General features: G+C 62.5%; 15 protein-coding genes. 8 read left to right on the top strand and 7 right to left on the bottom strand.

The features are described from left to right. Positions 1-114: 114 nt before the first annotated feature. Positions 115-444 (bottom strand): hypothetical protein, encoded by a 330-nt coding sequence (locus tag ACMGT0_RS15865; protein WP_416768936.1) that lies wholly within the window; start codon positions 442-444, stop codon positions 115-117. Further along, positions 444-10,172 carry a hemagglutinin repeat-containing protein gene (locus ACMGT0_RS15860; protein WP_416768935.1) on the bottom strand — a complete coding sequence of 3,243 codons (9,729 nt, stop codon included), beginning with the start codon at positions 10,170-10,172 and terminating at the stop codon, positions 444-446. The genes ACMGT0_RS15865 and ACMGT0_RS15860 overlap by 1 nt, the downstream gene beginning before the upstream one ends. Positions 10,173-11,003: 831 nt before the next feature. Between ACMGT0_RS15860 and ACMGT0_RS15855 the strand changes: the two genes are divergently transcribed. From ACMGT0_RS15855 to ACMGT0_RS15830, 6 genes are all read left to right on the top strand, one after another. Further along, a complete protein-coding gene (locus ACMGT0_RS15855; RefSeq protein ID WP_054057367.1) occupies positions 11,004-12,413 on the top strand; it encodes a circularly permuted type 2 ATP-grasp protein in 1,410 nt (469 codons plus the stop codon). Between the two features lie 3 nt (positions 12,414-12,416). Further along, positions 12,417-13,367 (top strand): alpha-E domain-containing protein, encoded by a 951-nt coding sequence (locus ACMGT0_RS15850; RefSeq protein ID WP_054057366.1) that lies wholly within the window; start codon positions 12,417-12,419, stop codon positions 13,365-13,367. Further along, on the top strand, positions 13,364-14,164 hold the full coding sequence (locus tag ACMGT0_RS15845) for a transglutaminase family protein (protein WP_054062221.1): 801 nt from the start codon (positions 13,364-13,366) through the stop codon (positions 14,162-14,164). Before ACMGT0_RS15850 ends, ACMGT0_RS15845 begins: the two co-directional genes overlap by 4 nt. A 64-nt stretch (positions 14,165-14,228) precedes the next feature. Then, on the top strand, positions 14,229-14,960 hold the full coding sequence (locus ACMGT0_RS15840; RefSeq protein WP_054057364.1) for a proteasome-type protease: 732 nt from the start codon (positions 14,229-14,231) through the stop codon (positions 14,958-14,960). Between the two features lie 247 nt (positions 14,961-15,207). Continuing rightward, positions 15,208-16,707, top strand: a complete 1,500-nt coding sequence (locus tag ACMGT0_RS15835) for a sensor domain-containing diguanylate cyclase (protein ID WP_192842671.1) — start codon at positions 15,208-15,210, stop codon at positions 16,705-16,707. Between the two features lie 53 nt (positions 16,708-16,760). Continuing rightward, positions 16,761-18,002, top strand: a complete 1,242-nt coding sequence (locus ACMGT0_RS15830; protein ID WP_416773493.1) for an MFS transporter — start codon at positions 16,761-16,763, stop codon at positions 18,000-18,002. On the opposite strand, the gene ACMGT0_RS15825 is transcribed toward ACMGT0_RS15830, so the two are convergent. From ACMGT0_RS15825 to ACMGT0_RS15810, 4 genes are read right to left on the bottom strand one after another with little or no spacing between them, the layout of a single operon-like run. Next, positions 17,997-19,523: a cryptochrome/photolyase family protein gene (locus ACMGT0_RS15825; RefSeq protein ID WP_416773491.1), complete on the bottom strand. Its 1,527-nt coding sequence runs from the start codon at positions 19,521-19,523 to the stop codon at positions 17,997-17,999. The genes ACMGT0_RS15830 and ACMGT0_RS15825 overlap by 6 nt on opposite strands. 8 nt (positions 19,524-19,531) lie before the next feature. Further along, on the bottom strand, positions 19,532-19,837 hold the full coding sequence (locus tag ACMGT0_RS15820) for a DUF6482 family protein (protein WP_416773391.1): 306 nt from the start codon (positions 19,835-19,837) through the stop codon (positions 19,532-19,534). Next, the gene (locus tag ACMGT0_RS15815) at positions 19,834-20,370 is read right to left on the bottom strand and encodes a DUF3833 domain-containing protein (protein WP_416773389.1); all 537 of its coding nucleotides are present in this window, start codon (positions 20,368-20,370) and stop codon (positions 19,834-19,836) included. Before ACMGT0_RS15815 ends, ACMGT0_RS15820 begins: the two co-directional genes overlap by 4 nt. Positions 20,371-20,372: 2 nt before the next feature. Continuing rightward, positions 20,373-20,921: a chalcone isomerase family protein gene (locus ACMGT0_RS15810; protein ID WP_416773387.1), complete on the bottom strand. Its 549-nt coding sequence runs from the start codon at positions 20,919-20,921 to the stop codon at positions 20,373-20,375. A gap of 277 nt (positions 20,922-21,198) precedes the next feature. Between ACMGT0_RS15810 and ACMGT0_RS15805 the strand changes: the two genes are divergently transcribed. Beyond that, on the top strand, positions 21,199-23,616 hold the full coding sequence (locus tag ACMGT0_RS15805) for a glucose/quinate/shikimate family membrane-bound PQQ-dependent dehydrogenase (protein WP_416773385.1): 2,418 nt from the start codon (positions 21,199-21,201) through the stop codon (positions 23,614-23,616). A gap of 170 nt (positions 23,617-23,786) precedes the next feature. Beyond that, positions 23,787-25,307, top strand: coding sequence for an MFS transporter (locus ACMGT0_RS15800; RefSeq protein ID WP_416773383.1), 1,521 nt, complete (start codon positions 23,787-23,789; stop codon positions 25,305-25,307). Between the two features lie 10 nt (positions 25,308-25,317). On the opposite strand, the gene ACMGT0_RS15795 is transcribed toward ACMGT0_RS15800, so the two are convergent. After that, positions 25,318-25,836 (bottom strand): SgcJ/EcaC family oxidoreductase, encoded by a 519-nt coding sequence (locus ACMGT0_RS15795; protein WP_416773381.1) that lies wholly within the window; start codon positions 25,834-25,836, stop codon positions 25,318-25,320. Positions 25,837-25,847 lie beyond the last annotated feature (11 nt).

Here is a 25,847-nt window from a genome sequence, read left to right as displayed (position 1 = left end):
TAAATCCATCCCCGTTTCTGCATCCCCATTTCTGGTCACCTATACCGCTGCCGGGCGTTGTTCGCAGATAAAAACAGCGGCGCGAGGCCGGCACCGAGCCAATAGAATCTTAATCTACTTTTTATATGAAAACTCAACTCCAAACTTCATTTCATCAACATTTAAATTAACCTCACAACCAGTCCAAGCACCGGCTCCGGCAGTCAAGTTATTCGCAACCATGTATTCACGTAGCTGAACCAACAACTCTGTCAAATCCCCCACTGCTCGACCATCTGGATCAAACCAGGTCAGCTCGCCCGCTCCATCAACATAGTCAAACTCATACGTTCCTCCATCGCCCTCAGGAAAGAGTTCAGCTCTAACTATTAGCTTCTGAGCACCTGACGGCCCCGCATCAACTAAAAGCTGTCCTATTTTCTGATATATCTCTTGGTCAATCATCAGATACCACCCGGGGAATTTTTGAAATCAACAATCACTGGACGCCCACCATCAATCCGATAGCTTACATTAAATCGATCCGGCCGGACACCCCCACCAGAATATATAGGCTCAATTTTAACATTCACAGACTTTCCAGCCTTTGCTGCATCCGACCAGACATTTTCCATTACCTTCCATACGCCTTTGTTCAGGTTACCATCCATCGGAACCAAATTTAGCTTTTCACCTGGTCCACCAAGAATACTGGCAATCAAATGCCCTCCCTCATCTCCCTCCTCTCCACACTTACCAGCCTTGCACTGCTGATACTTGTTCCTATCCTTCACCATAGCAGTTAGATCCGCCTCGACTTTCTCTACTCGTCCAAGGTTATCTGTTTGATAAACCTTGTTACCATCTACCTTATAAATGGTATTCGGCTCAGGTTTATTGAGAGCTTTACTCCATCCACCTTTGGCCCCAGAATCAATTTCCACTTCGCGCAGGACCGGTGGCTTATCTGGGAAATTATTCTTTTCTGGAGATTCTGGAGATTTATCAGGTTTTCCTCCACCGCCAGATATTGAAGATCCCGACTTACCGCCAACGACGCTAATTACTCTCTTGCCAGCTTTTATACCAAGAGACTGGACCTCACCCAAAATAGAGTCAATGAGGAATCGGCTAGCAACAACATAACCATTCCCATTGAATACCGCCCCCTCAGCACCTTCTGCATACTTCTGCTTTGCGGCAGCATGCTGCTCCTTCAAATCCGTTTCATCTTCATCAATAAGCTTGGCCGCCAACTTAATTGACGCGCTTTCCGTCAATTCTTCCTTCTTATCACCGTATGCAACTTGAGCTAATTGATTGACCGCAACACTAAGCACAAATTTCATTGGCCCCATCATTGCCTGGATGGCAATTGCGGTAGCTTGAATTTGTTCCACCGGTAACTTTTGAGCAAGTTTTAGAGCAAACTGAACCTCATCAAGCGCAGCCTTACCGATTGTCATTTGCTTTTCTGTAACTACAGTCTCGCCAATCAGATATTCCCCTGGCTTTGGCGTGTAATTTTCTATCGGAGGAACATCACACCCACCACTTAGAGAGCATGATTTTATTTCAGAGTCGTAATCAGCAGCCAAATCAGCGAATCGACCTAAGCTCTTAACCAATTCATCATTCAGAGATCCGACTATTGAAGGGTCAATTCCGCGACGGACTAGATTTTTTGCTATTGCCAGAGCCCGCTCATCACCCAGCGCTTCCCTAGCGTTCGCGGGAACATCCGATATATCAACACGCTGGGCTTGAATTTCCCCCCAAAGAGCACTCAACCCACGAATAAATCTGTTAACGCTTGCCTGCTGAATTTCCTTAAAGTTTTTTACATTCGAGGACCAGCTTTCGTAAGTCCCAGCAGGATGAAGCAGAGCATCAACCGAAGAATCACTTACATACAAATCCGTACGATGTTGATAATCCCGGGTAACGCTATACGACTCGTTGACATCACGATTTAGGCCAAGTGTAGAATCATGACCGGTAACCTTATCGTCACGAACCACAATCTCACCACTACCAACAGTGGCGCGTACGATCTGCTCACGATCCTTCTCAGAGTTCCAGCCACTGATACTCCAGCCAGACTGCCCCTCTTTGCCCTTGCCTACCTGGCTGGCATCCTGAGGCGTACCGCCTGCGCTACCGTTGCTGTAGGTGCCACCGACGTTCAGGTAGTAACCATGCTCCCGGTCCTGCCCAGCAATGTCGCTGAAGCCCAGGGTTCCGGTATCCAGCTTCAGATTGCCGCTGTCGGATGCAATCACGGCACCGTTGATCTGGGTGTGATTCTCAGTGCGAATATCGAGTTTGTCTTTGGCGGTAATGCGGGTCTGCTCTTCAACCCAGTTGGTTTTACCCGTCGTTTCTCCATAGCCGACCGAGCCGCTGACACCCGACCCTGGTCCGAATGCCACCGTGGCGCTAACGTCAAACTCCTTGCCCTTGGCCTTGCCGGTGTCCGCCACCGATGCCACATTCAGGTCGCCACCTACACGACCGACAACCTCATTACCTCGAAGGTTGGCACCCGCAACGTTCGTGTCCTTGCCACTGGTGAAACTGAGGCGATCCCCTGCGTAAAGGTAAGCTTCCTGCTGGTTAACGCCTTCGCGTTCCAGGTTACCCTTGCCGATATTGACGCTGACGTAGCCCCCGACGCCCTCTGAGCCGACTGTTATTCCGCCCTCTGCACCTCCACTGCTTCTGGTGCTCGTGCTGGTGCTGCTGTTCTGTGCGGAACGAATATTGAGATCGTTCGCGGCATCCAGATTGATATTGCGCCCAGCCTGAGCCTGTGTGCCGATCAGAGTCAGGTCGTTGCTGGCCTTCAGGTTGATATCCCGGCCCGCATCCAGTTGACTTGCCCCCGATGCATCACGGCTGCTGTCCTGTGCTGCAGTACCGTAGCTACCGCCAAAGCCAGCTTTGAAGCCTCCACTGGTTCCGCCACGTACCCCAACCCAGCTTTCACGCTGGGTACTTTCCTGGGTGGTACCTTCCCGCGCGACATCAAAAGAAACATCGCGCCCGGATACATTGATATCCCGACCAGCATTGAACTGACTGCCTTTGACCGAGACATCATTATTAGCGGTCAGCTTGATATCGTTACCGGCTTGAAGCGTCGAAGCACGACCAGTCTCTTCAGTGACCCGCTCGCCACTACCCTGCTGGCTATGACCCGTTTTTCCCTCCTGAGTAGAGCCCAGGAGAAACTGACTGATGGCGTCCGCCGCCTTGAGTACGCTGGAAACCTGGCTGACCGCATCATCCCCCTTCCCAACCCCGGCGATCGCGTCTCTGGTTTTGCCCAGGTTGTGGTTGACGGTCACGGTGGCGCCATTACGTTCAGCCAGACGCTGCTCTTCCGTAATCCGTACCTCACGCGCTGCATCAATATTGATATTGCGTCCGGCGTTCAGCTCTATGTCGTTGAACGCCTTGAGGTCGGAACCAGACTGGTTGATATCGCGCTTGGCGTTTACTGTCAGGTTCTCACCCGCATCGATCTGGCTGGCTGCGGCTGTCTGCTGCTCATTCCGGTTTTGTTTGGTCTTGGTCTCTGTGCCAAAGAACGCACTGATACCGTTATCGTCACCGGAGAACCCGATACCGGATTGTTTTTTCTTTTGCCAATCCACCTGCGCGGTATTGTTCTGCGCAGCAACCACATTCACATCGCGCCCGGCATTCAACGCGACATTGCGCCCCGCCTTGACCCCACTACCGCTGATATTGATATCGCGCTCGGCCTGCAGGCTCGCATCGCGGTCGGCCACCACCTGGCTGCCCACACTGGTGCTGCTTTGCGCCTCTCTCCCGGCTTCCTTGGCCGAGGAGAAGGAGATAAAGCCACCCGAAACGGAAAGCCCGGTTTTCTTCTTGTACTGCTCACTGCGGCTGTACGCGGTGTCATTGGCCGATACAAGGTTGATGTCACCGTCCTTGTTAACCACACCGGCATGCAGTTCAACGTCGTTACCCGCCGTCGCCTCGCTGGCGCGCAAGCGGATATCGTTACCCGCAGCCACCACCACATCATTACCCGCGTCCAGCTCACTACCGACCTGGCTCGCCGTGGTTTTCAGCTGACTCTTACTGCTTTTGGAAAGCCCAAGGAAACCGGACTTGGTTTTCTTGCTGTAGGAACCATGCTCCTCGACCCCCGACAGCACGGTGACATCACCTTGGGCCGCGACCATCAGGTCGTCATGTGCCTTGAGCTTGCTGCCGATGATGGTGACATCACGACCGCCATTGATGTTCATGGCACCATCAGTGCCCTTGCTGGCATTAATGGTCAGGTCCTTGCCGGCTTCCACCACGGAAGCGACGTTGGTGCTGTCGTAGCTCTCCCGCTGCTCGCTCTGACTGCGACCGAATGAGCCTTTGCTTTTCTTGAAAAAGAACGAAGCGCTCTCATCCTTGGCGGACAACACACTGATATCGCGGTTAGCATCCAAGGCAACGTTCTGTGTGCCCTTTACTTGGCTGGCAACCAGCGTCAAATCTTGCCCGGCCTGAATGGAAAGATCGCCCCCGGCCTGAATGACAGAAGATTGCTGACGCACCTGATCAGTACTGCTGGTTAACTTTTTAGTCTGGAGCGCTGCATGACTTTCGTTCGCAGCAGAGGCTATGAAAACGTCACGCTCGGCAGACAAAGCCAGTTGCTGATTGGCGACAATGGAGCTGGCAACCACATTAACGTCTTGCCCAGCCTTAGCGGTGAGGCTACCGCCCACCTGCACCTGGCTGGCATTCTGAACCGTCTGGCTCTGGCTCCAACTGCCTTTCTTCAGAAGACTATTGCTCTGACTGACCTGTTCGGTGGAGATGATGGCAAGATCTCCTCCTGCTTGGAGCTGCGCATCACCTGTGGCCTGCAAGACACTGCCGCTGTTTCGAATATCGCGTCCTGCGGTCACGGCAAGAGCGTTACCCGCCTCGATACGCGCAGCACTGTCCGCAAAATCCTTGCGATGGCTGATCAGGCCGTCATGGCTCTGATGCGTGGTCACCGTCCGCTCGTTGCGCACATCGCCCGTGACGGCCGTCACGCTCACGTCGCGCCCGGCAATAATCCCGCCGGCCTTGTTGCTGAGGTTGTTGCTCGCCAAGGCGTCGAGACGATTGCCCGCCTCCAGCAGACCGCTATTCACCAGGTCATTGTTGGCGGTCGCCTTCAGGTTGTTGCTGGCCCGCAGGGTGCCGGCGTTTTCCAGGTCCTTGCCGGCGATCAGGCTCACATCTGCGCCCTGGATCAGCGCGCCATTGTCCGCCAGGCGGTTATTGGCATTGGCCAGGTAAAGCACCGGAACCAGGACCTGCTCACCGTTGATGGTCTGGTTTTCCATCCAGACGATGTCGTGGGTCAGGGCCGCGACCTGTTCGGAGGTCAGGGTTACGCCCAGTTGCAGATTCAGTTGCTGCTTGCTGGCGATCGCGTTGTTCATCAGGTACTTGAACATCGCGTCATCGGAGGTCTGCCCATCGATGAAACGCTGCCCGGTACGGGCGGTCACGGCCTGCTGGATCAGTTTCTGCTCGTAGAAACCATCGCCCAGGCGCTTGGCACTGGTGTCCGGGTCGTAGCCCAGGTTGGACAGCAGGTAGTCCGAGCTCATGAACTGCTTGAGGTCGGTGAGCACCGGGTTGGTCTCGATCAGGTATTTCTGCGGGCTGGAGCGCCCCGAGGTATCCGGCAGGCCCGGTACGTGCGGCGGGTTGGCGGCCTGGGCCGTACTGCCCTGCCCGCTCAGGCGGAACAGGCCGTTCTGCCCGGTCGGCAAGCTGAAGCCGGGCAAGGCCACCGGGTTGATCTGCTGCTGGGCCAGGTCGGGCGGGAGCTGCGCGTTGATGTACACCGCCGTCGAAAAACCGTTACCCGTCCCCGTGTCGGCGGCGGTGCGGCCTGCTGCGACATACTCATAAAAAGGCCGGATGACGCTGTTGCTGATCTTGTTATCGGCATCGAGCGTGACATTGCCACCGGCCTGGATGATGGCGTCGTAGGACTTGTCACTGATGTTGGTGGTGACTGAAGTCCCCCCCAGGTCGACGGTCGCCCAGCGGAAGAACGCACTCAGGTCCGAACCGTAGGAAGCCGAGGGCGTCGGGTTGTTTCTGGCGTTGAACGTGGCGGCAGCGCCGGCCGCGGCGCCGGTTTCGTTGACGAAACTCCAGTAGCGGCGCGTGGTTTTGATTTCCTGCGGTTGCAAGCCCTTGTTGTTGATCGTGCTGGCGTTGACTTGCACATTGCCGGTCGCGGCAATGAGGCTGCTGGTGTTGTTCAGCGTTTGCGTGTCGATCTGCAGGTCGGCGCCGCTGGTCAGGCTGGCGGCTGCGGTGCTGCGGGTGACATTCAGGCGATCGGTTTCCGCCAGTTCCCACAGGCCGTTGATACGGCCACCACCCCGATCATCGCAGCCGGCCACGGGGATCAGCGTGCAGGAAAGCCGGGTAATGCCCGTGGCACTCTTTTCATGCTCGGTGTATTCCAGCACATCCATGACGTTGTTGACGGTCGTCGCCGCAATCGTCAGCTTGCCGAGGCTCTCGATATCCCCCGAGCGGTTATCCAGCAGATCGGCCTGGGTCCCCGCCCCGTCGCGGGCAATCAACGCCGTCCCCAGGCTGTAGACCTGCGCGTAGCTATTGGTGAAGCGGCTGGCCAGCAACTGCAGGTCGCCGCCGCTGGAGATCAGGCCCTGGTCGTTGACCAGCGCCCCGGTGGTGACCAGCAGGTCCTTGCCGCTGCCCAGGGTGCCGGTGTTGGTCACACCGGCTGCGGTCAGTTTCAGGTTGTTGCTGGAGGTCACGCGCCCGGCGTTGTTGAGCAAGGCATCGAGGTTGATCGTGGTGTCGCCACCGCCGGCGATGCTCGCTGTACTCTGCAGATCGGCCTGCGCCGCGTGGAAGTCCAGGGTACCGAGGCTGCTCAGGCGGCCCTTGCCGCTGTAGTGGCCGCTCAGGTCGATATCCAGGGCACCGTCGGTGCCGAACAGCCCATCGTTGCGCCAGTCGATCCCGCGGCCCTTCAGGCCCGACGTCGACAGCAGTTGGCCGCTGGCGGTCTGGGTCAGGCGGTTGACGTTGACGGTCAGGTGCTCGGCCTGGATCGAGGTGCTGTTGGTCCAGCTGTCGCCGTCCAGCGTCAGGTCGCCGTGGGTGACCAGTCGGCCGCCGACGTCCTCGAGGTTGGCCATGGAGAGGCCGAAGATCCCGGTACCGACGTGCAGCAGGCTACCGCCCTGGTTGCGGAAACTGCCGGCGTCGAGCCCCAGGTCGGTGTTGGCGGTTTCCAGGGTGCCGTTGCTGTTGTCGAGCAGGCCGCCGATGGCGAAGAGGGTCTTGAGGCTACGGCCCAGCGAGCGCAGTTGGCCGTTCTGGTTGTCCAGGCTGGCCGCCGTGGTCGACAGGGTGCTGCCACTTTCGATGATGCCCTGGCGGTTGTTCAGCTTGCCCAGCAGGGAGAAGCTGATTTCGCTGGCGCTGATCTTGCCGCCCTGGTCACCGCTGTTGTCCAGGTCGGTGCCGCTGACCTGCACCAGGTTAGAGGCGTAGAGGCCGCCGTTACGGTTGTCGATATTGCCGCTGCGGGCATCGAGCACCGCGTCGCCGGCCTGGGCGGCGATACGGCCACCGTTGTTGTCGATACCGCCGAAGGCATTGAGGGCCAGGCGCTGCGCCTGGATCGTGCCGCCCTGGTTGTTGGTCAGGTCGTAGCCGTTCTTCAGCACACCGATGATATGGCTTTCGAACGCGCCCTTGACGCTGGACAGCAGGCCGCCGCGGCTGTCGAGGTTGGCCGCAGTGATGGTCAGGTCACCGTCCTGGGCAATGACCTTGCCGCTCTGGTTGTCGATATCGCCCGTGACACTCAGAGTGACCGCGCCCTTGCCCTGCAGCGAGCCCTTGGCGTTAGCCAGGCTGTCGGCATTGAGTTGCAGGTCGGCATTGCGGCTGGCGATCAGGCCGTCGGCGCTGTTGTCGACGTGGCCGCTGGCAGTGATCAGCAGGGTGTCGTTGGCACCGATGGTGCCCTGCTGGCTGTTGTCCAGGCTGCCGGTGAGCAAGGTCAGCAGGCCCTGGCTGTTGATGCCGCCGTGCTGGTTGTTGATCTGTGCACTGCGCTGCACCCGCAGCGGCCCGGCGCTGGAGAGCTTGCCGTAGTGATTGGTCAGGGTGCCGAGCAGGTCGAGAGTGACCCCGGCATTGCCGGTGAAGGTGCCGTGGCTGTTGTCCAGGTCGGTGCCGGTGAAACTCAGGGCATCATCGGCGCTGATCGTGCCGCCGTTGTTCAGGGCCATCGCCTGCAGGGTCAAGGCAGCCGAGCTGGTGATGGCGCCGCCCAGGGTGTTGTCGAGCAGGCCGGCGACGGTCAGCTGCTGGGCCACGCCGCTGGAAAGAACGCCCTGGTCGCTGTTGTCGAGGCTGTCGGCCTTGACGGTCAGGGTTTTCTGGCTGACCACCGCACCGGCCTGGCTGTTGAGCAGCGCACCGCTGAGGGTGACGCCGACATCACCGCTGCGGCTGGAGACGGTACCGCTGTTGCGGTTGTCCAGGCGGGTGCCGGTGACAGTCAGGCCCTGCCAGCCGGAGAGGACGCCGTTCTGGTTGTTGATCGTGCCGGTGGCGGTGAGGCCCAGGGTATTCTCGGCCATCACCAGGCCGGTGAGGTTGTCCATCGTGCCGAGGGTCAGCGTGCTGCTGGCCTTGCTGGAGACCTCACCGGCATTGTTGTTCAGATGGCCGAGAGTCGCAGTCAGTTGGCCGACGCTGTTGATCAGGCCGCCCTGCCCGTTCAACGCCGTGTCGGCGGTCAGGATCAGGCTGTCCGAACTCAGGACCCGGCCCCGGTTCTGGTTGTCGAGGGTGCCGGCAGTGACCGTGGTCTGGCGCTGGCCGCTCAGGGTACCGCCCTGGTTGCCCAGGGTCTGGGTAGCGGTGACCTTCAGGTCGCGGCTGGCGATGACGCTCTTGCCGCTGTTGCTGAAGTTCTGCGCCGTGACTTCAACGTCGCCTTCGGTGTTGCGGCTGTTATCGGCGTTGACCCCGGCTTCGATGATGCCGTTGTTGGTCAGTTGGCCGCCGCTGTTCACGGTGATGCGGTCCTTGGCCACCAGGTTGTTCTGGCTGGTCAGGTCGCCGGCGGTCTTCACGTCCAGGGTGGTGCCGGCGTAGACCGGGCCCTTGGCTTCCAGGCTCTGGGCCTTGATATTGACCGCCCCGGTCGCGGCGGTATCGACCAGGCTCAGGTGGCCGTTGGCATCGAGCTGAATGTCACCGCCGCTGGCGACCATCTTGCCGTCAAGCTTCACCCCGACCCCGGCTTCGGTACCCACCAGCTTGATCGCCCCGGCGTACATGCCGCCCAGGGCCGAGGAGTCGATCGCCAGTTGCGGTGCGCTGGCCGGATCGGCTGCGCGCGCGGTTGCCTGGAGGGTCTTGGCATCGACGTCGTTGGCGCCGGCAACGAGGGTCAGGTTCTTCGCCTGGATCTCGGCATTGAGCTTGGCCGAGCGGGTGATGATCTCGAAGCGGTCGAGATTGTTCGCGTTCAGGCCTGCGCCTTCGATGGAGACACTGCCCTTGTCCACCTGATAACGGCTGACCTCGCCGTTCTCGATCACCGGTTTGCCGGTGGTCAGCGTCGCCTGCGGGGTGTTGATGAAGCCACAGCCGTTACAGGTGATGCCATAGGGGTTGGCGACGATCACATGGGCCGACTGCCCCGCCACTTCGGTATAACCGCGCAACTGGCTGGGGCTGCCGCCGTTGACCTCGTTGAGGATGGTCGACGCGGCGCGACCGTTGAGATTGCTGTTGCCAAGAATGATCCCCCCCAGTTGCGTTGACTGGGTACGGCCGGTAGCGTTGTTGAGAATGACGCCGTTGCTGCCGACGTTGTAGTCCTGGAACTGGTTGTGCGACAGGCCGCTGCCGTTCGGGGCGGCGATGTTGACGATGGGCACGCCATTGCCCGCCTGCCCGAGCGTCGTCCCCGGCGCACTGACCACGATGCCGTCCGCCTGGGCCCACAGCGGCTGCCAGAACATGACGTTCGCCAGCAGGAAGGCAATCCCGCGCTTGGGCAGCCCCAGGCAATGGTCACGTTTTTTCAGGGATGCAGAAGGCTGCCCCGCAAGGAAGGCGAACTGGCGAACGTCCATGTCAGAAATCTCGGCGTTCCACACAAAAAACGGGCCGCCTGATCTCTCCACAAGGAGACAGGCAGCCCGTTTTCTGCACGAATGATATTAATATGATGTCACAATATTAATTTGCCACTATCTTGGCGTCAATGATCTGCATGGCTCCACGCCACTCCCCGTCACGCCATTGACAGGCGCCGTGACCTTGCGCTCGTCCCGCCACGCCAAAACAGCCGTCCACTGAAAGCCCTGGACGACCACCCTGGCGCCTGTCCGAAATCGCCCTTCTCGATCGCGCATCCTGCTGGGGGTATCGCGGATATTGTTGGGGGTAAATTTGTGCTTCGGCGAACAACAAATGCCGTTCTAGAGCCCAGCCCAAATGTTCTGCGGGGACCCCGATAGCCTCTAAACGCTGCAAGTCCCTGCGCCAGGTGCAACCGCCCTCCTCCGGCGCGCCATTTTGGTGCGCAACCCTGTGTCGCGGGAACAGCCCCGGCGCCTGGTCTTCCCGCATCATCCGGCCCCGGCGCCGAGAACCGATATAAAGGCCGCAAAATCGATCATCCCACCCGGGAAAAGCGGTCGATTTCTGCACTTGCGGTTTTCCGGCATCGTTATTGCTAAAGCTTGCCTACCAGCGCAAGTCTTCGTTCACCAAAGAAAAATGTGAGCCAGGCCACCAGCATGGAAAGGCAAGCGGCGCCGATCCGAAGCGCCGCTGGAAGTCGATAACGCACACTGAGGTGCCCCCACAGCCAGTACTCGATCATCTCTCGCAGGGTCTCGCATCGTGAAATAGCCAGGTAGAAGGAAAATGCCGTCGTCTTGAACGGCAAGGAGTGCGATATGTCCCGAGATTTTTTCAACGAAATGTATGACGCGGACGGTGCCTGCCGCCCCCATTACCAGCCGTTTGCACACTGGCTGGCGGATACACCGCCCGAACTGTTGGAGCAGCGCCGTCGCGAAGCCGACCTGCTGTTCCACCGCGCCGGTATCACCTTCACCCTCTACGGGGACGAACAGGGCACCGAGCGCCTGATCCCCTTCGACATCATCCCCCGCAGCATCAAGGCCAGCGAATGGCAAATGGTCGAACGCGGCTGCATTCAACGGGTGCAGGCGTTGAACCTGTTCCTGGCCGACGTCTATCACGACCAGCGCATTCTCAAGCAAGGCATCATCCCGCCCGAACAGGTGCTGGTGAACGAGGGTTATCAGATTGCCATGCAGGGCCTGGACCTGCACCGCGACATCTATGCGCACATCGCCGGGGTCGACCTGGTGCGTGACGGCGATGGCAGCTACTACGTGCTCGAAGACAACCTGCGCACCCCCAGCGGCGTGAGCTATATGCTCGAGGACCGCAAGATGATGATGCGGCTGTTCCCCGAGCTGTTCGCCAGCCAGCGCGTGGCGCCCATCGACCACTACCCCAACCTGCTGCTCGACACCCTCAAGAGCGCCAGCCCGCTGGACAACCCCACCGCCGTGGTGCTGACCCCGGGTCGTTTCAACAGCGCCTATTTCGAACACGCGTTCCTGGCCCGGGAGATGGGCGTGGAACTGGTCGAAGGGGCCGATCTGTTCGTGCGCGACGACCATGTCTTCATGCGCACCACCGCCGGCCCGAAACAGGTGGACGTGATCTACCGGCGCCTCGACGACGCCTACCTCGACCCGTTGTCCTTCACTCCCGACTCGTTGCTCGGGGTGCCCGGCCTGATTGCCGCCTACCGCTCGGGCAACGTGGTGCTGGCCAATGCCGTGGGCACCGGCCTGGCCGACGACAAGTCGATCTACCCCTACGTCGGCGACATGATCCGCTTCTACCTCGACGAGGAACCGATCCTCAAGAACGTCCCGACCTGGCAATGCCGCAACCCCAAGGAGCTGTCCCACGTGCTGGCGCACCTGCCGGAACTGGTGGTCAAGGAAACCCAGGGCTCCGGCGGCTACGGCATGCTGGTCGGGCCGGCCGCCACGGCGGCGGAAATCGAAGACTTCCGCGCGCGGCTCAAGGCCCGCCCCGAGGCCTACATTGCCCAACCGACCCTGAGCCTTTCGACCTGCCCGACCTTCGTCGAGAACGGCATCGCGCCGCGTCATATCGACCTGCGGCCGTTCGTCCTGTCGGGTAGCGAAACCCGCCTGGTCCCCGGTGGCCTGACGCGGGTGGCCCTGCGTGAAGGCTCGCTGGTGGTGAACTCGTCCCAGGGCGGCGGCACCAAGGACACCTGGGTAGTGGAGGACTGACACATGCTTTCAAGAACCGCTGCAGACCTCTACTGGATGTCCCGTTACCTGGAGCGCGCCGAGAACCTGGCACGCATGCTCGAAGTCAGCTACTCGCTGTCGCTGATGCCCCAGGCCGGCCGCACCGACGGCCAGGCCGAGCTGGCCATGTCGCTGCTGGCGGCAGGCACCCTGGATGACTACAACCGGCGCCACGACGCGCTCGACACCGCGCGCATGCTGCATTTTTTCGCCTTCGACGAAACCAACCCCGGCAGCATCTACTGCTGCCTGCAGGCGGCGCGCACCAATGCCCATGCGGTGCGCGGGCGGATCACCGCCGACATGTGGGAGAACATCAACGCCACCTGGCTGGAAATGCGCAAGATCGCCAGCAATGGCCTGGCCCGCTACGGCATGAGCCAGTTCTGTGACTGGGTCAAGGAGCGCTCGCACCTGTTCCGTGGCGCCACGGCGGGCACCATCATGCGCAACGATGCCTACTGTTTCATCCGCCTGGGGACCTTCATCGAGCGGGCCGACAATACCCTGCGCCTGCTGGACGTGCGTTACGAGATGTTCGGCGAGGCGTCGGAGGAAGTCAGCGACCATTCGGCCCGCGGCTACTACCAGTGGAGCGCCCTGCTGCGCGCCCTGTCGGCGTTCGAGGCCTTCAACGAGATCTACCGCAATGCTCCCAGCGCCAGGCAGGTGTCCGAACTGCTGCTGTTGCGCGCCGACGTGCCGCGCTCACTGCATGCGTGCATCGAGGAACTGGACCACATCCTCGCCGGCCTGCCCAGCAACAGTGGCCGCGCCTCGCAGCGCATGGCTGCGGAACTCAACGCGCGCCTGCGCTACACCGACATCGACGAGATCCTGGAGGCCGGCCTGCACCCCTGGCTGACCGATTTCATCGAATGCATCCGCCAACTCGGCCAGACGGTTCACCACTCCTACCTGGAGGTCGTATGAAGCTCGCCATACACCACGACACTCGCTACACCTACGCCAACCCGGTGAGCGCAAGCATCCAGTTCCTGCGCCTGACGCCCAAGAGCACCGAGCGCCAGCAGATCCTCGACTGGCGCGTGCAGATGCCCCGCCAGGTACGGAGCCAGATCGACCCCTATGGCAACGTGCTGCACGTCCTGACCCTGGAAGAGCCCCACAGCGCCCTGGCGCTGAGTGCCTGCGGGCAGGTGGAAATCGACCAGTCGCTGGAAGTCGAACACGACAGCCAGTCGCCCTTGCCGTTCCTGCGTACCAGCCGCCTGACCCTGGCCGACGCGGCCCTGATCGACTTTGCCACACAACGTTGCGGCCGCCGCCGTGATCGTGCCGCCCTGATCGAACTGATGGCGGGCCTGGCCGAGCGCATGCCGTACAGCCCTGGCACGACCGCGGTCGACAGCACCGCGGCCGAGGCGTTCGCCGCCGGGGTGGGCGTGTGCCAGGACCATACCCATGCATTTCTTGCCTGCGCCCGCAGCCTGGGGATCCCGGCCCGGTACGTCTCCGGCTACCTGTGCACCGAGGATGAAAACCACCTGGCCAGTCACGCCTGGGCCGAGGCCTGGCTGGAGGATGGCTGGTACAGCTTCGACGTGACCAATCGGCTGGCCAGGCCCGATCGTCACCTGAAACTGGCGGTGGGCCTGGACTACCTCGATGCCTGTCCGGTACGCGGCATGCGCCGCGGAGGCGGAGCCGAGTCGATGCTGGCGCAGGTCAAGGTCACCTCGCTCCCACAGGGGCAACAGCAACAGTAGGCCCCTCCACTTCAACCCGCCGTCGCCATGACGGCGGGCTATTCAACGTACACAGGTAAAACACATGACGTACTGCGTGGCCATGCACCTTGCCGACGGGCTGGTGTTTGTCTCCGATTCACGCACCAATGCCGGGATCGACCAGATCTCGACGTTTCGCAAACTGTTCATTTTCAGCACGCCGGGCGAGCGGCTGCTCGTTCTGCAGAGCGCGGGCAACCTGGCCACCTCGCAATCGGTGGTCAACCTGCTCAGGCAGCGTTGCAACGGCACGGGCAACCACCTGTTGAATGTCCGTACACTTTATGACGCAACGGTGCTGGTGGCCGAAACCATCCGTGAGGTCGTCATCCGCGATCGCAGCAAACTGGCGAGCAAGGTCGACCTGAGCTGCTCGTTTCTGGTCGGTGGGCAGATTGCCGGCGGACCGATGGGCCTCTACAGCATCTACCCGCAAGGCAATTTCATCCAGGCCACCGAGGACACGCCGTTCCTGCAACTGGGGGAAAGCAAGTACGGAAAACCGATCCTCGATCGCAACCTGACGTACCAGACGTCATTGGGCGAGGCGTTGCGTTGCGGCCTGATCTCGTTCGATTCGACCATCCGCAGCAACCTGTCGGTGGGCATGCCCCTGGACCTGCTGGTGTATCGCAAGGACGCTTTCGGGCCGGCGCAAAGCTATCGCATCACCCAGGACGATCCCTACTACGCCCAGATCCGCAACCAGTGGTGCACCGGGCTCAGGGACCTGCTGGCCGATCTGCCGGCACCGCCCAAAGACTACATGGCCTGACGTCCCCCGTAACCGGACCTTTCGTTCATCGAGGTTTTTCCTGGCAGGTGCCCCTTGTCCGTGCGGTGCGCCTGCGACTCGAGTGCAAGCGGGCGCAGTCCCCCTTGCAGGCGCCTGCCACCGACTGGCTACTGCATCCCGACCCGAGTCCCTGTATCCTTTGCCCGAAACCAGGAATGGCTTTGTGCTATGCCCCCTTCGGAAAGGGTCGCCGGCCCAGGAATTCGGACTCCTATCAGGTATTGACGTGAAGCGTGACATCCACCTCGTTGTCCTTCTGCTATCGATCATCGGTTGCTCACTCGCCTCGTTGACGCTCTGGAAAGTGATGGCCTCCCGCGAGCGGGCGCTGGAGGAAATCAACACCCACAGCCTGAACCTGACCCAGGCGTTATCCACCTATTCCGAAGGCATCGTCAGGCAGAGCTCACTGCTGCTGCTCGGCCTGGTCGAGCGCCTGGAAACCGAAGGCAGCGGGCCCGCCCAGATCGAACGCCTGAGCCAACTGGTCAGCCGCCAGCAGCCCCTGATGCCGCAGATGAGCGGCATTACCGTGTACGACAGGCACGGACACTGGCTGATGTCGTCCAACCGCCCGATACCGGTCGGTGCCAACAGCAGCGACCGGGCCTACTTCATCCATCACCGCGACGACCCATCGCGCGAGCCGTTCATCGGCCTGCCCATCCGCAGCCGCACCAACAATGAATGGGTGATCACCATCAGTCGCCGTTTCAACGACGCCGACGGCGGGTTCGCCGGCGTGGTGGCCGTTACGCTGGGGGTGGAGAACTTCCTGCGCCTGTTCGGCCAGATCGACGTGGGCCAGGAGGGCGCCATCGGTCTGTCCTACACCGACGGCTCGATGCTGGTGCGCTACCCGTTTCGGGAGCAGGACATGAGTCGCAACTTCTCCAAGTCGCCGATCTACGCCAAGTACCTGATCGACAAGACGGTGGGCACCGCCTCCTTCACCTCCAGCCTGGACGGGGTGGAGCGCCTGTACGCGTTTCGCAAGAGCGACAAGCTGCCCCTGGTGACCACCGTGGCCCTGGGCAAGCGTGAAGCCCTGGCGGCCTGGCAACTGGAGGCACTGCTGTCGTTGCTGGTGGTGTGTGGTCTGCTGGTGGTCACAGGCACCATCGGCTGGATGCTGATACGCAATATCAACCGCCGTATCGCGGTGGAAAACGAACTGCGGCTGACCCAGCAACAGTTGCTCGACAGCAACCAGCAACTCGAACGCCTGGCGATGCACGATGCCCTGACCGGCCTCGCCAACCGGCGCTGCTTTGACGAAGCCCTGGAGCAGGAAGTCGGCAGAGCCCGTCGTAACGGGACATCGCTGGCGTTGCTGATGATCGATATCGATCATTTCAAGCGCTACAACGACACCTACGGCCACCCCGCCGGCGACGCCTGCCTGCAACAGGTGGCCCGGCTGCTCTCGACCTGCATTCGCCGTCCACCCGACCTGCTGGCGCGCTACGGCGGTGAAGAGATGGCCGTGATCCTGCCCGATACCGACAGCGCCGGCGCCACCGTGGTCGCGCGCCTGATGCTCGAACGCCTGGCTCTGGAACCTATCGCTCACCCGAGCAGTCCCTTTGCACAGGTGACCGTCAGCATTGGCATTGCCTGCGCCACGAAAACTGACCTCGACAACTGGCAGCCACTGCTCGAACGTGCCGACCAGGCGCTCTACATCGCCAAGGAGGCCGGGCGCAACCGCCTGCATGTCGGCTGAAACAGGCCGGCAAGGCACATGCTGATGGTGTCCCCCTCCTCTGGCCAATCGAGATCGCATCCTTGAACGACTTCCGGCAAACCGCTTCCTCCAACCGTGCGCTTGACTGGCTGAACTTTTTCCTAGCGGACGTGCGCGACGGCCTCGGGCCTTACCTGGCGATCTATCTGCTGGCCGTGCACCAATGGCAGCCGGCGAGCATCGGCCTGGTCATGACCCTGGCCGGCATCGCTGCACTGCTGGCCCAGACGCCGGCCGGCGCGCTGATCGACCGGACGCCAGCCAAGCGCGCGGTGGTGGTGATCGCCGCCCTGCTGGTCACCGGCAGTTGTCTGTTGCTGCCGATGGTCTCGTCGTTCGGGCTGGTGGCCCTGACGCAGACCGCCAGCGCCCTGGCCGGCTCGGTGTTCGCCCCGGCCATTGCCGCCATTTCCCTGGGCCTTACCGGCCCCAAGGCCTTTACCCGGCGCGTGGGCCGCAATGAAACCTTCAACCACGCCGGCAATGCCTGCTCGGCCCTGCTGGCCGGTGGCCTGGCCTACCTGTACGGGCCCGTGGTGGTGTTCTACCTGATGGCGGTGATGACGGTGGCCAGCCTCATCGCGGTCAGTCGGATACCCGGCGCGGCCATCGATCACCAGGTGGCACGTGGCCTGGCCCATCTGCCAGCGGGCGACGCTCACCCGGCCGGCCTTGCGCTGTTGCTGCATAACCGCACCCTGCTGCTGTTCGCCGTGTGCTGCGCCCTCTTCCACCTGGCCAACGCGGCGATGCTGCCGCTGGTGAGCCAGAAGCTGTCGCAGGTCGATCTGCACCTGGCCACGCCGCTCACTTCCGCCTGCATCGTCGCGGCGCAACTGGTGATGGTACCGATGGCACTGCTGGTGGGCGCCAAGGCCGAACAATGGGGGCGCAAGCCTTTCCTGCTCGCCGGTTTTCTCATCCTGCCGCTGCGCGGCGCACTCTACGTGGTCTCCGACAACCCGTTCTGGCTGGTCGGTGTGCAACTGCTCGACGGCATCGGCGCGGGGATCTTCGGCGCATTGTTCCCGATCGTGGTCAAGGACCTGACCGAGGGCAGTGGCCGCTTCAATGTCAGCCTGGGTGCGCTGAGCACGGTGTTCGGCCTCGGTGCGGCGCTGAGCCCGGGGCTCGCCGGGCTGGTGGTCCAGTCGGCCGGCTACGATGCCGCCTTCCTGACGCTGGCCGCCATCGCCGCGGCCGCCTTCATGCTGGTGTTGCTCGCCCTGCCGGAAACCCGCGCTCGAACGGCCCCGCAAGTGGCCTTTTCATAACACCTCGGCACTGTCCAGGCGCTGCAGCAAGGTCTCGCCACGCTGCCACAAGGCCTCACGGCGTGCCTGCGACATGCCGTCGAGGCTGCGATAGACCAGGGCCAGCCGCGGGTTGGCCGCCAGCGGCTGGCGATGGCGGATGAGGAAATGCCAGTACAGCGCATTGAATGGGCAGGCATCCTCCTCCACCGCCCGCTCGACCTTGTAGCTGCACGCCTTGCAATGGTCGGACATGCGCTGGATATAGCGACCACTGGCGCAATAGGGCTTGGACCCCAGGTAGCCGCCGTCGGCATGCATCACCATGCCCAGGGTGTTGGGCAGTTCAACCCAGTCGAAGGCATCCAGGTAGACGGCCAGGTACCATTCGCAGATCGCGGGCGGCGCGATCCCGGCCAGCAGCGCAAAATTGCCGGTGACCATCAGCCGCTGGATATGGTGGGCGTAGCCCAGTTCCAGGGTCTGGCCGATGACCTGGGCCATGCAGCGCATGCGGGTCTTCCCCGTCCAGTAGAACTCCGGCAATCCACGCTCGTTACCCAGGTAGTTGAGCCCGGCGTATTCGGGCATGCGCAGCCAGTAGATGCCCCTCACGTACTCGCGCCAGCCGATCAATTGGCGAATGAAACCCTCGGCGGCGTTGAGGGGCACCCGCCCCTCGCGCCAGGCGCTGTCGACGTCTTCGCACAGCTGGCGGACATCCAGCAGGCCGATGTTCAGCGCGGCACTGATACGGGCATGGAAAAGATAGGGTTCGCCCTCGGCCATCGCATCCTGATAGTCGCCGAAGGCCGCCAGGCCGAACTCGAGGAAATGCGCCCACAGCTCCCGGGCCTGGTCGTGGGTCACCGGATAGTCGAAGGTGTCGAGCGCGCCGTAGTGCTCAGGGAAACGCTCACGGACTAGGTCCACGACCGCCGCCGTGGTCGCATCCCGGGCAAAATGTGCCGGGAATGGCCCGCGCAAGCCCCGGGGCAACGCTTTGCGGTTGTCGCCGTCGAAGTTCCAGGCACCGCCCACCGGGCGACCGTCGGGCTCCAGCAACAGGTTGCAGCGTTTGCGCATGCCCCGGTAGAAGTGTTCCATGCGCAATTGCTTGCGGCCGGCAGCCCAGCGCGCGAAGGCTTCCCGCGAGCACAGGAAGCGGGTGTCACGGTGCCAGACCAGGGGCAACCCGGTGTCGCGTAGGGCCTGTTCCAGGCGCCATTCGCCACACTCGGTCACGTGCAGTTCCTCCACGCCCAGCCCGGCCTGCCAGCGGCGCAGCTCGCCGGCGATGCTGCCCGTATTGCCCGGATCGTCCAGCGGCACGTAATGCACCCGCCAGCCACGCTCACGCAGGGCCTGGGCGAAATGGCGCATGGCGCTGAAGATCAGCACGATCTTCTGTGGATGATGGGGCACGTAGCGCGCCTCACCCTCGACCTCGGCCATCAGCAGGACATCGCGCGTCGGGTCCAGTGCGCGCAGTACCGCCACATCGAACGAAAGCTGGTCGCCCAGCACCAGGCCCAGCCGCACCGCCTGCGCTACCACTGGCTGGCCAGCGTCACCGGCACCCGCAGGGGTTCGATCGGGCCGCTGCGCTGCCCGCACATCTCATCGTGCACCACGTGCTGCACCAGCATGCAGCGCAACGGCGGTACATCGGCGAGCAATTGTCGCAGTTCGGTGGTCGAGCGCAGGTGCATCACCTCGCCTCGTGCATCGCACAAGGTTTGCGGCCCGGTCCCGGTCAGTGCGCGCAGGACATAGAAACCGCCCTCCAGGGACAGCAGTTCAAGCTCATCGATGGCGCCGGCGTGGGCCAGCTCGGTCAGGTGTTGCAGGTTCATGGTGTGCCCTCCGGCAGGCGGCGGAAGAACAGGGTGATCTGCCCGATCTCCACGCCGAGTTTGCTCATGCTCGAGCGGTTGATGAGGGTGTCGTCATCCATGCGGTACATCCAGTCGTCCAGGTCGACTGCCCAGTGCCGGCCATCGACCGGCAGATCCAGGCGATAACGCCAGCGCAAGGCATTGCCGGCGACCTGCCCCTGTGCCTCGCCGATCACGTCACCGGCCGTCCCGCGCCAGCGACCGGGGCCATCCGGGGTGAGCGTCCAGGTCCGCTGCTGGCGGGTCCCGTCGCTGTAGAGGAAATGCTCGTCGAGAATCAGGCTCTGCCCTTCACGGCGGCTGTCGATGCGCACCTGGAAGCGCTTGACCACTTCGCCCGAACGTTTCTGGAACATGCCCCAGGCCTGCACCGGTCGGGAAAAGAACTCCACCAGGTCCAGGCGCGGCTGCTCCCCGGCATAACGATCGACATCAACGTTGCCGCAACTGCCCAACAGCAGGCAGCAGATCAACAGCAGACTTCTGTACATGCTCACTCTCCTGACGAATTCCCCGCCTGGCCGAGCAGGCGCTGGCGCAGTTGTGGGTCACGGGCGCGCGGGTCGAGCCAGATGGCGAAGAACGACCGGGCAAAGGCCGGGTCGGCGATTTCCCGGCTCAGTCGACCGTCGACATAGAAACGACAGCCCTGGCCCGGCAGATACAGCCCGGTGATGCGCATGCCCGGGCGGACATCGACGAATGCCTCGCGCATTGCCTGCGCCCAACGCGCCTCGGTGGCAGGGGGCAGCGGCCCGTCGGCCAGTCGGCGGATTTCATCCAGGCTGGCCTGTACCAGCGTGTCCCGGGACAACGACCGGTGGTAGATCAGATCCAGGGCGAACGGCTGTTGCCAGCCCTGTACCGGCCCCGCACTCCAGACCTGGGCGCTGTACAGGCGCAGGCCGAACCAGGTGAACTCGCCCGTGCCGATCAGCCGCGCTCCCGGCAGCCCGGAGCGCCAATCCGCCCAGGCGGGGGGCGTGATCGTCAGCAGCAGGCCGAGGACGAACGGGCTGAGCGCCGAGGTTCCATATGTCATGACCAGAACACCGGAAGCGGAGAATATTGTACAAGCATATATCTTTGTACAAGTTTTTGTATAAATTTTCGAAGACTTGGGCAGGTTCGGATCGCCCTGCCCTCGACACCGCGAAAATCAGGACTGCGTGGCGGGCACAGCATGCCAACGAGAGCTAATCTGCGCTTGTCAAGGCAGACCCTTGCGAAAATTTGTCGCATTATTTCAAATTAACTATTCAGTTAATTAGCAAGCTAAGGGTATAGTCGCCCGCATTCACACAGCGAGACGTTCTTGTATGACACAACCTTCTCAGGCCCGCGGCCTCAGCAGATTCATCCTTTCCGGTCTGGGCATCGTCATCGCCCTGCTCGGCCTTGCCCTGGCCGCTGGCGGCGTGCGCCTGGTCACCCTGGGCGGTAGCGGATACTTCCTGATCGGCGGCCTGGTCATGGCAAGCGCCGGGCTCCTGATCGCCCGCCGCAAGCCGGGTGGCGCCTGGCTGTTCGCCGCGTTCCTGATCGGCACCGCGATCTGGGCACTGGTGGATACCGATCGCAGCTTCTGGCCAATGTTCTCCCGCCTGTTCATGTTCAGCGTCATCGGCCTGGTGGTCGCGCTGGTCTACCCGACCCTGGTGCGGGCCTCCGGCCGCACAGCCGGACGCGGCGCCTACAGCGTGGCCGGGATACTGGCGATCGCTCTGGTCTGGGCGGTGGGCAACATGTTCGTCGCTCACCCCACCGTGCCGGCCACCGGTAACGGCCCGGCACTGACACCGGTCGATCCGGCCAAGGCGCAGAAGGATTGGGCGCATTACGGCAACACCGAGGGCGGCAGCCGCTTCGCCGCGCTGGACCAGATCAACCGTGCCAATATCAATCAGCTGAAGGTGGCCTGGACCTACCATACCGGCGATGTGGCCATCAGCGACGGCAACGGTGCCGAGGACCAGCTGACCCCGCTGCAGGTCGGCGACAAGGTGTTCATCTGCACCCCGCACAACAACCTGATCGCGCTGGATGCCGACACCGGCAAGGAACTGTGGAAGAACCAGATCAACGCCCAGACCAAGGTCTGGCAGCGTTGCCGCGGCATGGCCTACTTCGATGCGACCCAGCCGCTGGTCCAGCCGTCCCAACCCAACAGCGTGCCGGTGATCGCCGCCAGCGTGCCGGCCGGCGCCAACTGCCAGCGTCGCCTGCTGACCAACACCATCGATGCCCGCCTGATCGCGGTGGACGCCGACACTGGCGCCTTCTGCGAGGGCTTCGGCAACCATGGCCAGGTCGACCTGAAAGCCGGTCTCGGTGATGTACCGGACTCCTACTACCAACTGTCGTCCGCGCCGCTGATGGCCGGGACCACCGTGGTGGTCGGCGGCCGTGTCGCCGACAACGTCCAGACCGACATGCCCGGTGGCGTGATCCGTGGTTTCGACGTGATCACCGGCGCCATGCGCTGGGCGTTCGACCCGGGCAACCCGCAGGACAGGCAGGCACCGGCCGAAGGCAAGACCTACGTGCGCAGCACCCCGAACAGTTGGGCGCCGATGTCCTACGACCCGGCGATGAACACCGTGTTCCTGCCGATGGGCAGCTCGTCCACCGACATCTACGGCGTCGAGCGCACCGCGCTGAACCACAAGTACGGCGCCTCGGTCGTCGCGCTGGATGCCAGCACCGGCGCCGAGAAGTGGGTCTACCAGACCGTGCACAACGACCTCTGGGACTTCGACCTGCCAATGCAGCCGAGCCTGATCGACTTCACCCGGGATGACGGCAAGCAGGTGCCGGCCGTGGTCATCGGCACCAAGGCCGGGCAGATCTACGTGCTCGACCGCGCCACCGGCAAGCCGCTGACCAAGGTCGAGGAAGTGCCGGTCAAGGCCGCCAACATCCCCAACGAGCCCTACTCGCCGACCCAGCCGAAATCGGTGGGCATGCCGCAGATCGGCGCCCAGACCCTGACCGAGTCGGACATGTGGGGCGCGACCCCGTTCGACCAGTTGCTGTGCCGTATCGACTTCAAGAAGATGCGCTACGACGGCCTCTACACCGCGCCGGGCACCGACCTGTCGCTGAGCTTCCCGGGTTCCCTGGGCGGCATGAACTGGGGCAGCCTGTCCACCGACCCGGTCAATGGCTTCATTTTCGTCAACGACATGCGCCTGGGCCTGTGGATCCAGATGATTCCTTCGGCCAACAAGGGTGCCGCCGCAGGCGGTGGTGAAGCGCTGAACACCGGCATGGGCGCGGTACCGCTCAAGGGCACGCCGTATGCGGTGAACAAGAACCGCTTCCTGTCGGTCGCCGGCATTCCATGCCAGGCCCCGCCCTACGGTACCCTGACCGCCATCGACATGAAGACCCGCCAGATCGCCTGGCAGGTCCCGGTCGGGACCGTCGAAGACACCGGCCCCCTGGGCATCCGCATGCACCTGCCGCTGCCGATCGGCCTGCCGACCCTCGGCGGCACCCTGTCGACCCAGGGCGGCCTGGTGTTCATCGCCGGCACCCAGGACTTCTACCTGCGCGCCTTCGACAGTGGCAACGGCAAGGAGATCTGGAAATCCCGCCTGCCCGTGGGCAGCCAGGGCGGCCCGATGACCTACGTGTCACCGAAGACCGGCAAGCAGTACGTGGTGATCACCGCCGGTGGCGCGCGGCAATCGACCGACCGCGGGGATTACGTGATGGCGTACGCTTTGCCGTGATCCTGGAGCCCGCCTGCGGGTGGGCGTTCCATTCGCCTGACGGGGCCAGCTCGAACCAGCCCCGTTCGGCATCCATGTCCAGATGGACACAAAGCTTCACAATCCCTCACATTCCTCTCGACCGTTGCGAGGCACACTAGGACCTTGCGCAATGATTCCGTCGAGTGCCCATGCCTCTTTCCCCTTCCTCGGCCAAACGCTGGCTGATCCTGTTTGCCGTGATGCTGGCCTTCCTGCCGGTGGTGATCGACATGACGATCCTGCACATCGCCATTCCGCCACTGACCCTGGCACTGGGCGCCTCCGGCACCGAAGTGCTGTGGATCATCGACATCTATCCGCTGCTGATGGCCGGCCTGCTGGTGCCCATGGGCACCCTGGCCGACCGGATCGGCAACCGACGCATTCTGCTGACAGGGTTGCTGGTGTTCGGGATCGCTTCCCTGCTGGCGGCCTTTGCCCCGAGTCCGGCCATGCTGATTGGCGCCCGCGTGCTGCTCGCCCTTGGCGGTTCGATGATCATGCCTTGCGTGCTGGGCATCATTCGCAGGACCTTCGAGGATGAAAGGGAGCGAGCGATGGCCTTGGGCTTATGGGGTACCGTCGGTGCCGCAGGGGCGGCGGTCGGGCCGCTGATCGGCGGTATGCTGCTGGAGCACTTCTGGTGGGGCTCGGTGTTCCTGATCAACGTGCCGGTGGTGCTGGTCGTGGTGCTGTCCGCCTTCGTGCTGTTGCCCCGCCGCGAGATCACCACGCCCGGCGGTTGGGCCTTTGGCCAGGCGCTGGTGTTGATCGCCGGCATCATTGCGCTGGTGTATGGCATCAAGACCGGGGTCGCCGGGACACAACCGCTGGTGCTCACCCTGTGGATCCTGGCTTGCGGCCTGCTGTTGCTGACGCTGTTCGTCCGCCTGCAACTACGCGCCGAAAGCCCGATGCTGGACCTGTCGCTGTTCTCGCATCCGGCGATCCTGGCGGGCATGATCATGGCCCTGGTCGCCTGCGGGGCGCTGGCCGGGGTGGAACTGACCCTCGCCCAGGAACTGCAGTATGTGCTGGACAAGACGCCGTTGCAGGCCGGGATCTTCATGATCCCGATCATGGCGGCAGCAGCGATCGGCGGCCCCTGCGCGGGCCATCTCACCCACCTGTTCGGCCTGCGCCTGGTGGCGAGCCTGTCATTGGCCCTCTCCGCGCTGGTGCTGGCGCTGCTGGCCAACGCCGACTTCCATCATCCCGGCCTGTGGGTACCGGCCCTGCTGGGAATGCTGGGCCTGGCCCTGAGCATAGGGCTGACCGCCTCTTCCATCGCGATCATGGGTTCGGTCGACGCCAGCAAGGGCGGTGCGGCGGGATCGCTGGAGGCCACCGGCTATGAACTGGGCAGTGGGCTGGGCATCACCTTTTTCGGCGTGTTCATGTCCAGCGTGTTCGGGCGCACGCTCGAACTGCCGGCCAGCCTGGCCCAACCGCTGGCGACCCAGGCCAGCCGTTCGATCGGTGACGCCCATGTCGTGGCCCGGCAGTTGGACGCGCAGCAGGCCGGTGCGGTGATCGAAGCGGCAAAAGCGGCCTTCTCGACCACGCACTCGGTGCTGCTGACCACCTCGGCCGTGCTGATCGGCCTGCTGGCGGTCGCGGTGTTTTTCATGCTTGCCGGCCATGCCCCCAGGGACATGTCCCCGGCCTAGGCCAGCGGGATCACTTGGCTGCGTGCCTGGCCTGCAGTTCCGGCATCGCCGAAGAGTGATGGTTGAGGATCTTCCACTGACCGTTCAGTTGCTCATAGACGAAGGTGTAGCGGGCCTGCACCTGACGGGTCGAACCATCGGTCCCGGTCAGGGTGAAGGTGTAGACGCCGCTGTCGATCGCCACATCGTTGCCCAGGCGATGGATGTCGCGGTAGTTGATCTGTCCGATCGGCTTGAGCGCCAGGAAGTGGTCGAAGTAGTCCTTGATCTGCGCCGGCGTGGTGCGCACCTGGTTGGAGACCGTCGGCTGCAGCATGGCGTTCGGCGCATAGAGGTCCACCACCGACTGGGCATTGCCGCTCTTGAGGGCCGCGTTCCAGCGATCGAACAGGCCGGCGATCTCGCGGTCCTTCTGGTTTGCCGGCTGCGCGGCGACGTCGTGGTAGACATAGGGGGCCGTTTGCGCAGCCTGGGCAAACGGGGCGCTGAGGGCTGCCAGCAGTACCAGGGCCGAAGTCTTCATGTGCATTGCAACTCTCC

This window comes from Pseudomonas sp. RHF3.3-3 (genome assembly GCF_048069595.1).
Classification (GTDB): domain Bacteria; phylum Pseudomonadota; class Gammaproteobacteria; order Pseudomonadales; family Pseudomonadaceae; genus Aquipseudomonas; species Aquipseudomonas fuscovaginae_B.
This window is presented reverse-complemented; position numbering and strand designations above follow the sequence as displayed.

Coding starts and splice junctions, on each gene's coding strand:
- ACMGT0_RS15865 (WP_416768936.1), bottom strand. CDS start 444: ATGATTGACCAAGAGATATATCAGAAAATAGGACAGCTTTTAGTTGAT.
- ACMGT0_RS15860 (WP_416768935.1), bottom strand. CDS start 10,172: ATGGACGTTCGCCAGTTCGCCTTCCTTGCGGGGCAGCCTTCTGCATCC.
- ACMGT0_RS15855 (WP_054057367.1), top strand. CDS start 11,004: ATGTCCCGAGATTTTTTCAACGAAATGTATGACGCGGACGGTGCCTGC.
- ACMGT0_RS15850 (WP_054057366.1), top strand. CDS start 12,417: ATGCTTTCAAGAACCGCTGCAGACCTCTACTGGATGTCCCGTTACCTG.
- ACMGT0_RS15845 (WP_054062221.1), top strand. CDS start 13,364: ATGAAGCTCGCCATACACCACGACACTCGCTACACCTACGCCAACCCG.
- ACMGT0_RS15840 (WP_054057364.1), top strand. CDS start 14,229: ATGACGTACTGCGTGGCCATGCACCTTGCCGACGGGCTGGTGTTTGTC.
- ACMGT0_RS15820 (WP_416773391.1), bottom strand. CDS start 19,837: ATGAACCTGCAACACCTGACCGAGCTGGCCCACGCCGGCGCCATCGAT.
- ACMGT0_RS15815 (WP_416773389.1), bottom strand. CDS start 20,370: ATGTACAGAAGTCTGCTGTTGATCTGCTGCCTGCTGTTGGGCAGTTGC.
- ACMGT0_RS15810 (WP_416773387.1), bottom strand. CDS start 20,921: ATGACATATGGAACCTCGGCGCTCAGCCCGTTCGTCCTCGGCCTGCTG.
- ACMGT0_RS15805 (WP_416773385.1), top strand. CDS start 21,199: ATGACACAACCTTCTCAGGCCCGCGGCCTCAGCAGATTCATCCTTTCC.
- ACMGT0_RS15800 (WP_416773383.1), top strand. CDS start 23,787: ATGCCTCTTTCCCCTTCCTCGGCCAAACGCTGGCTGATCCTGTTTGCC.
- ACMGT0_RS15795 (WP_416773381.1), bottom strand. CDS start 25,836: ATGCACATGAAGACTTCGGCCCTGGTACTGCTGGCAGCCCTCAGCGCC.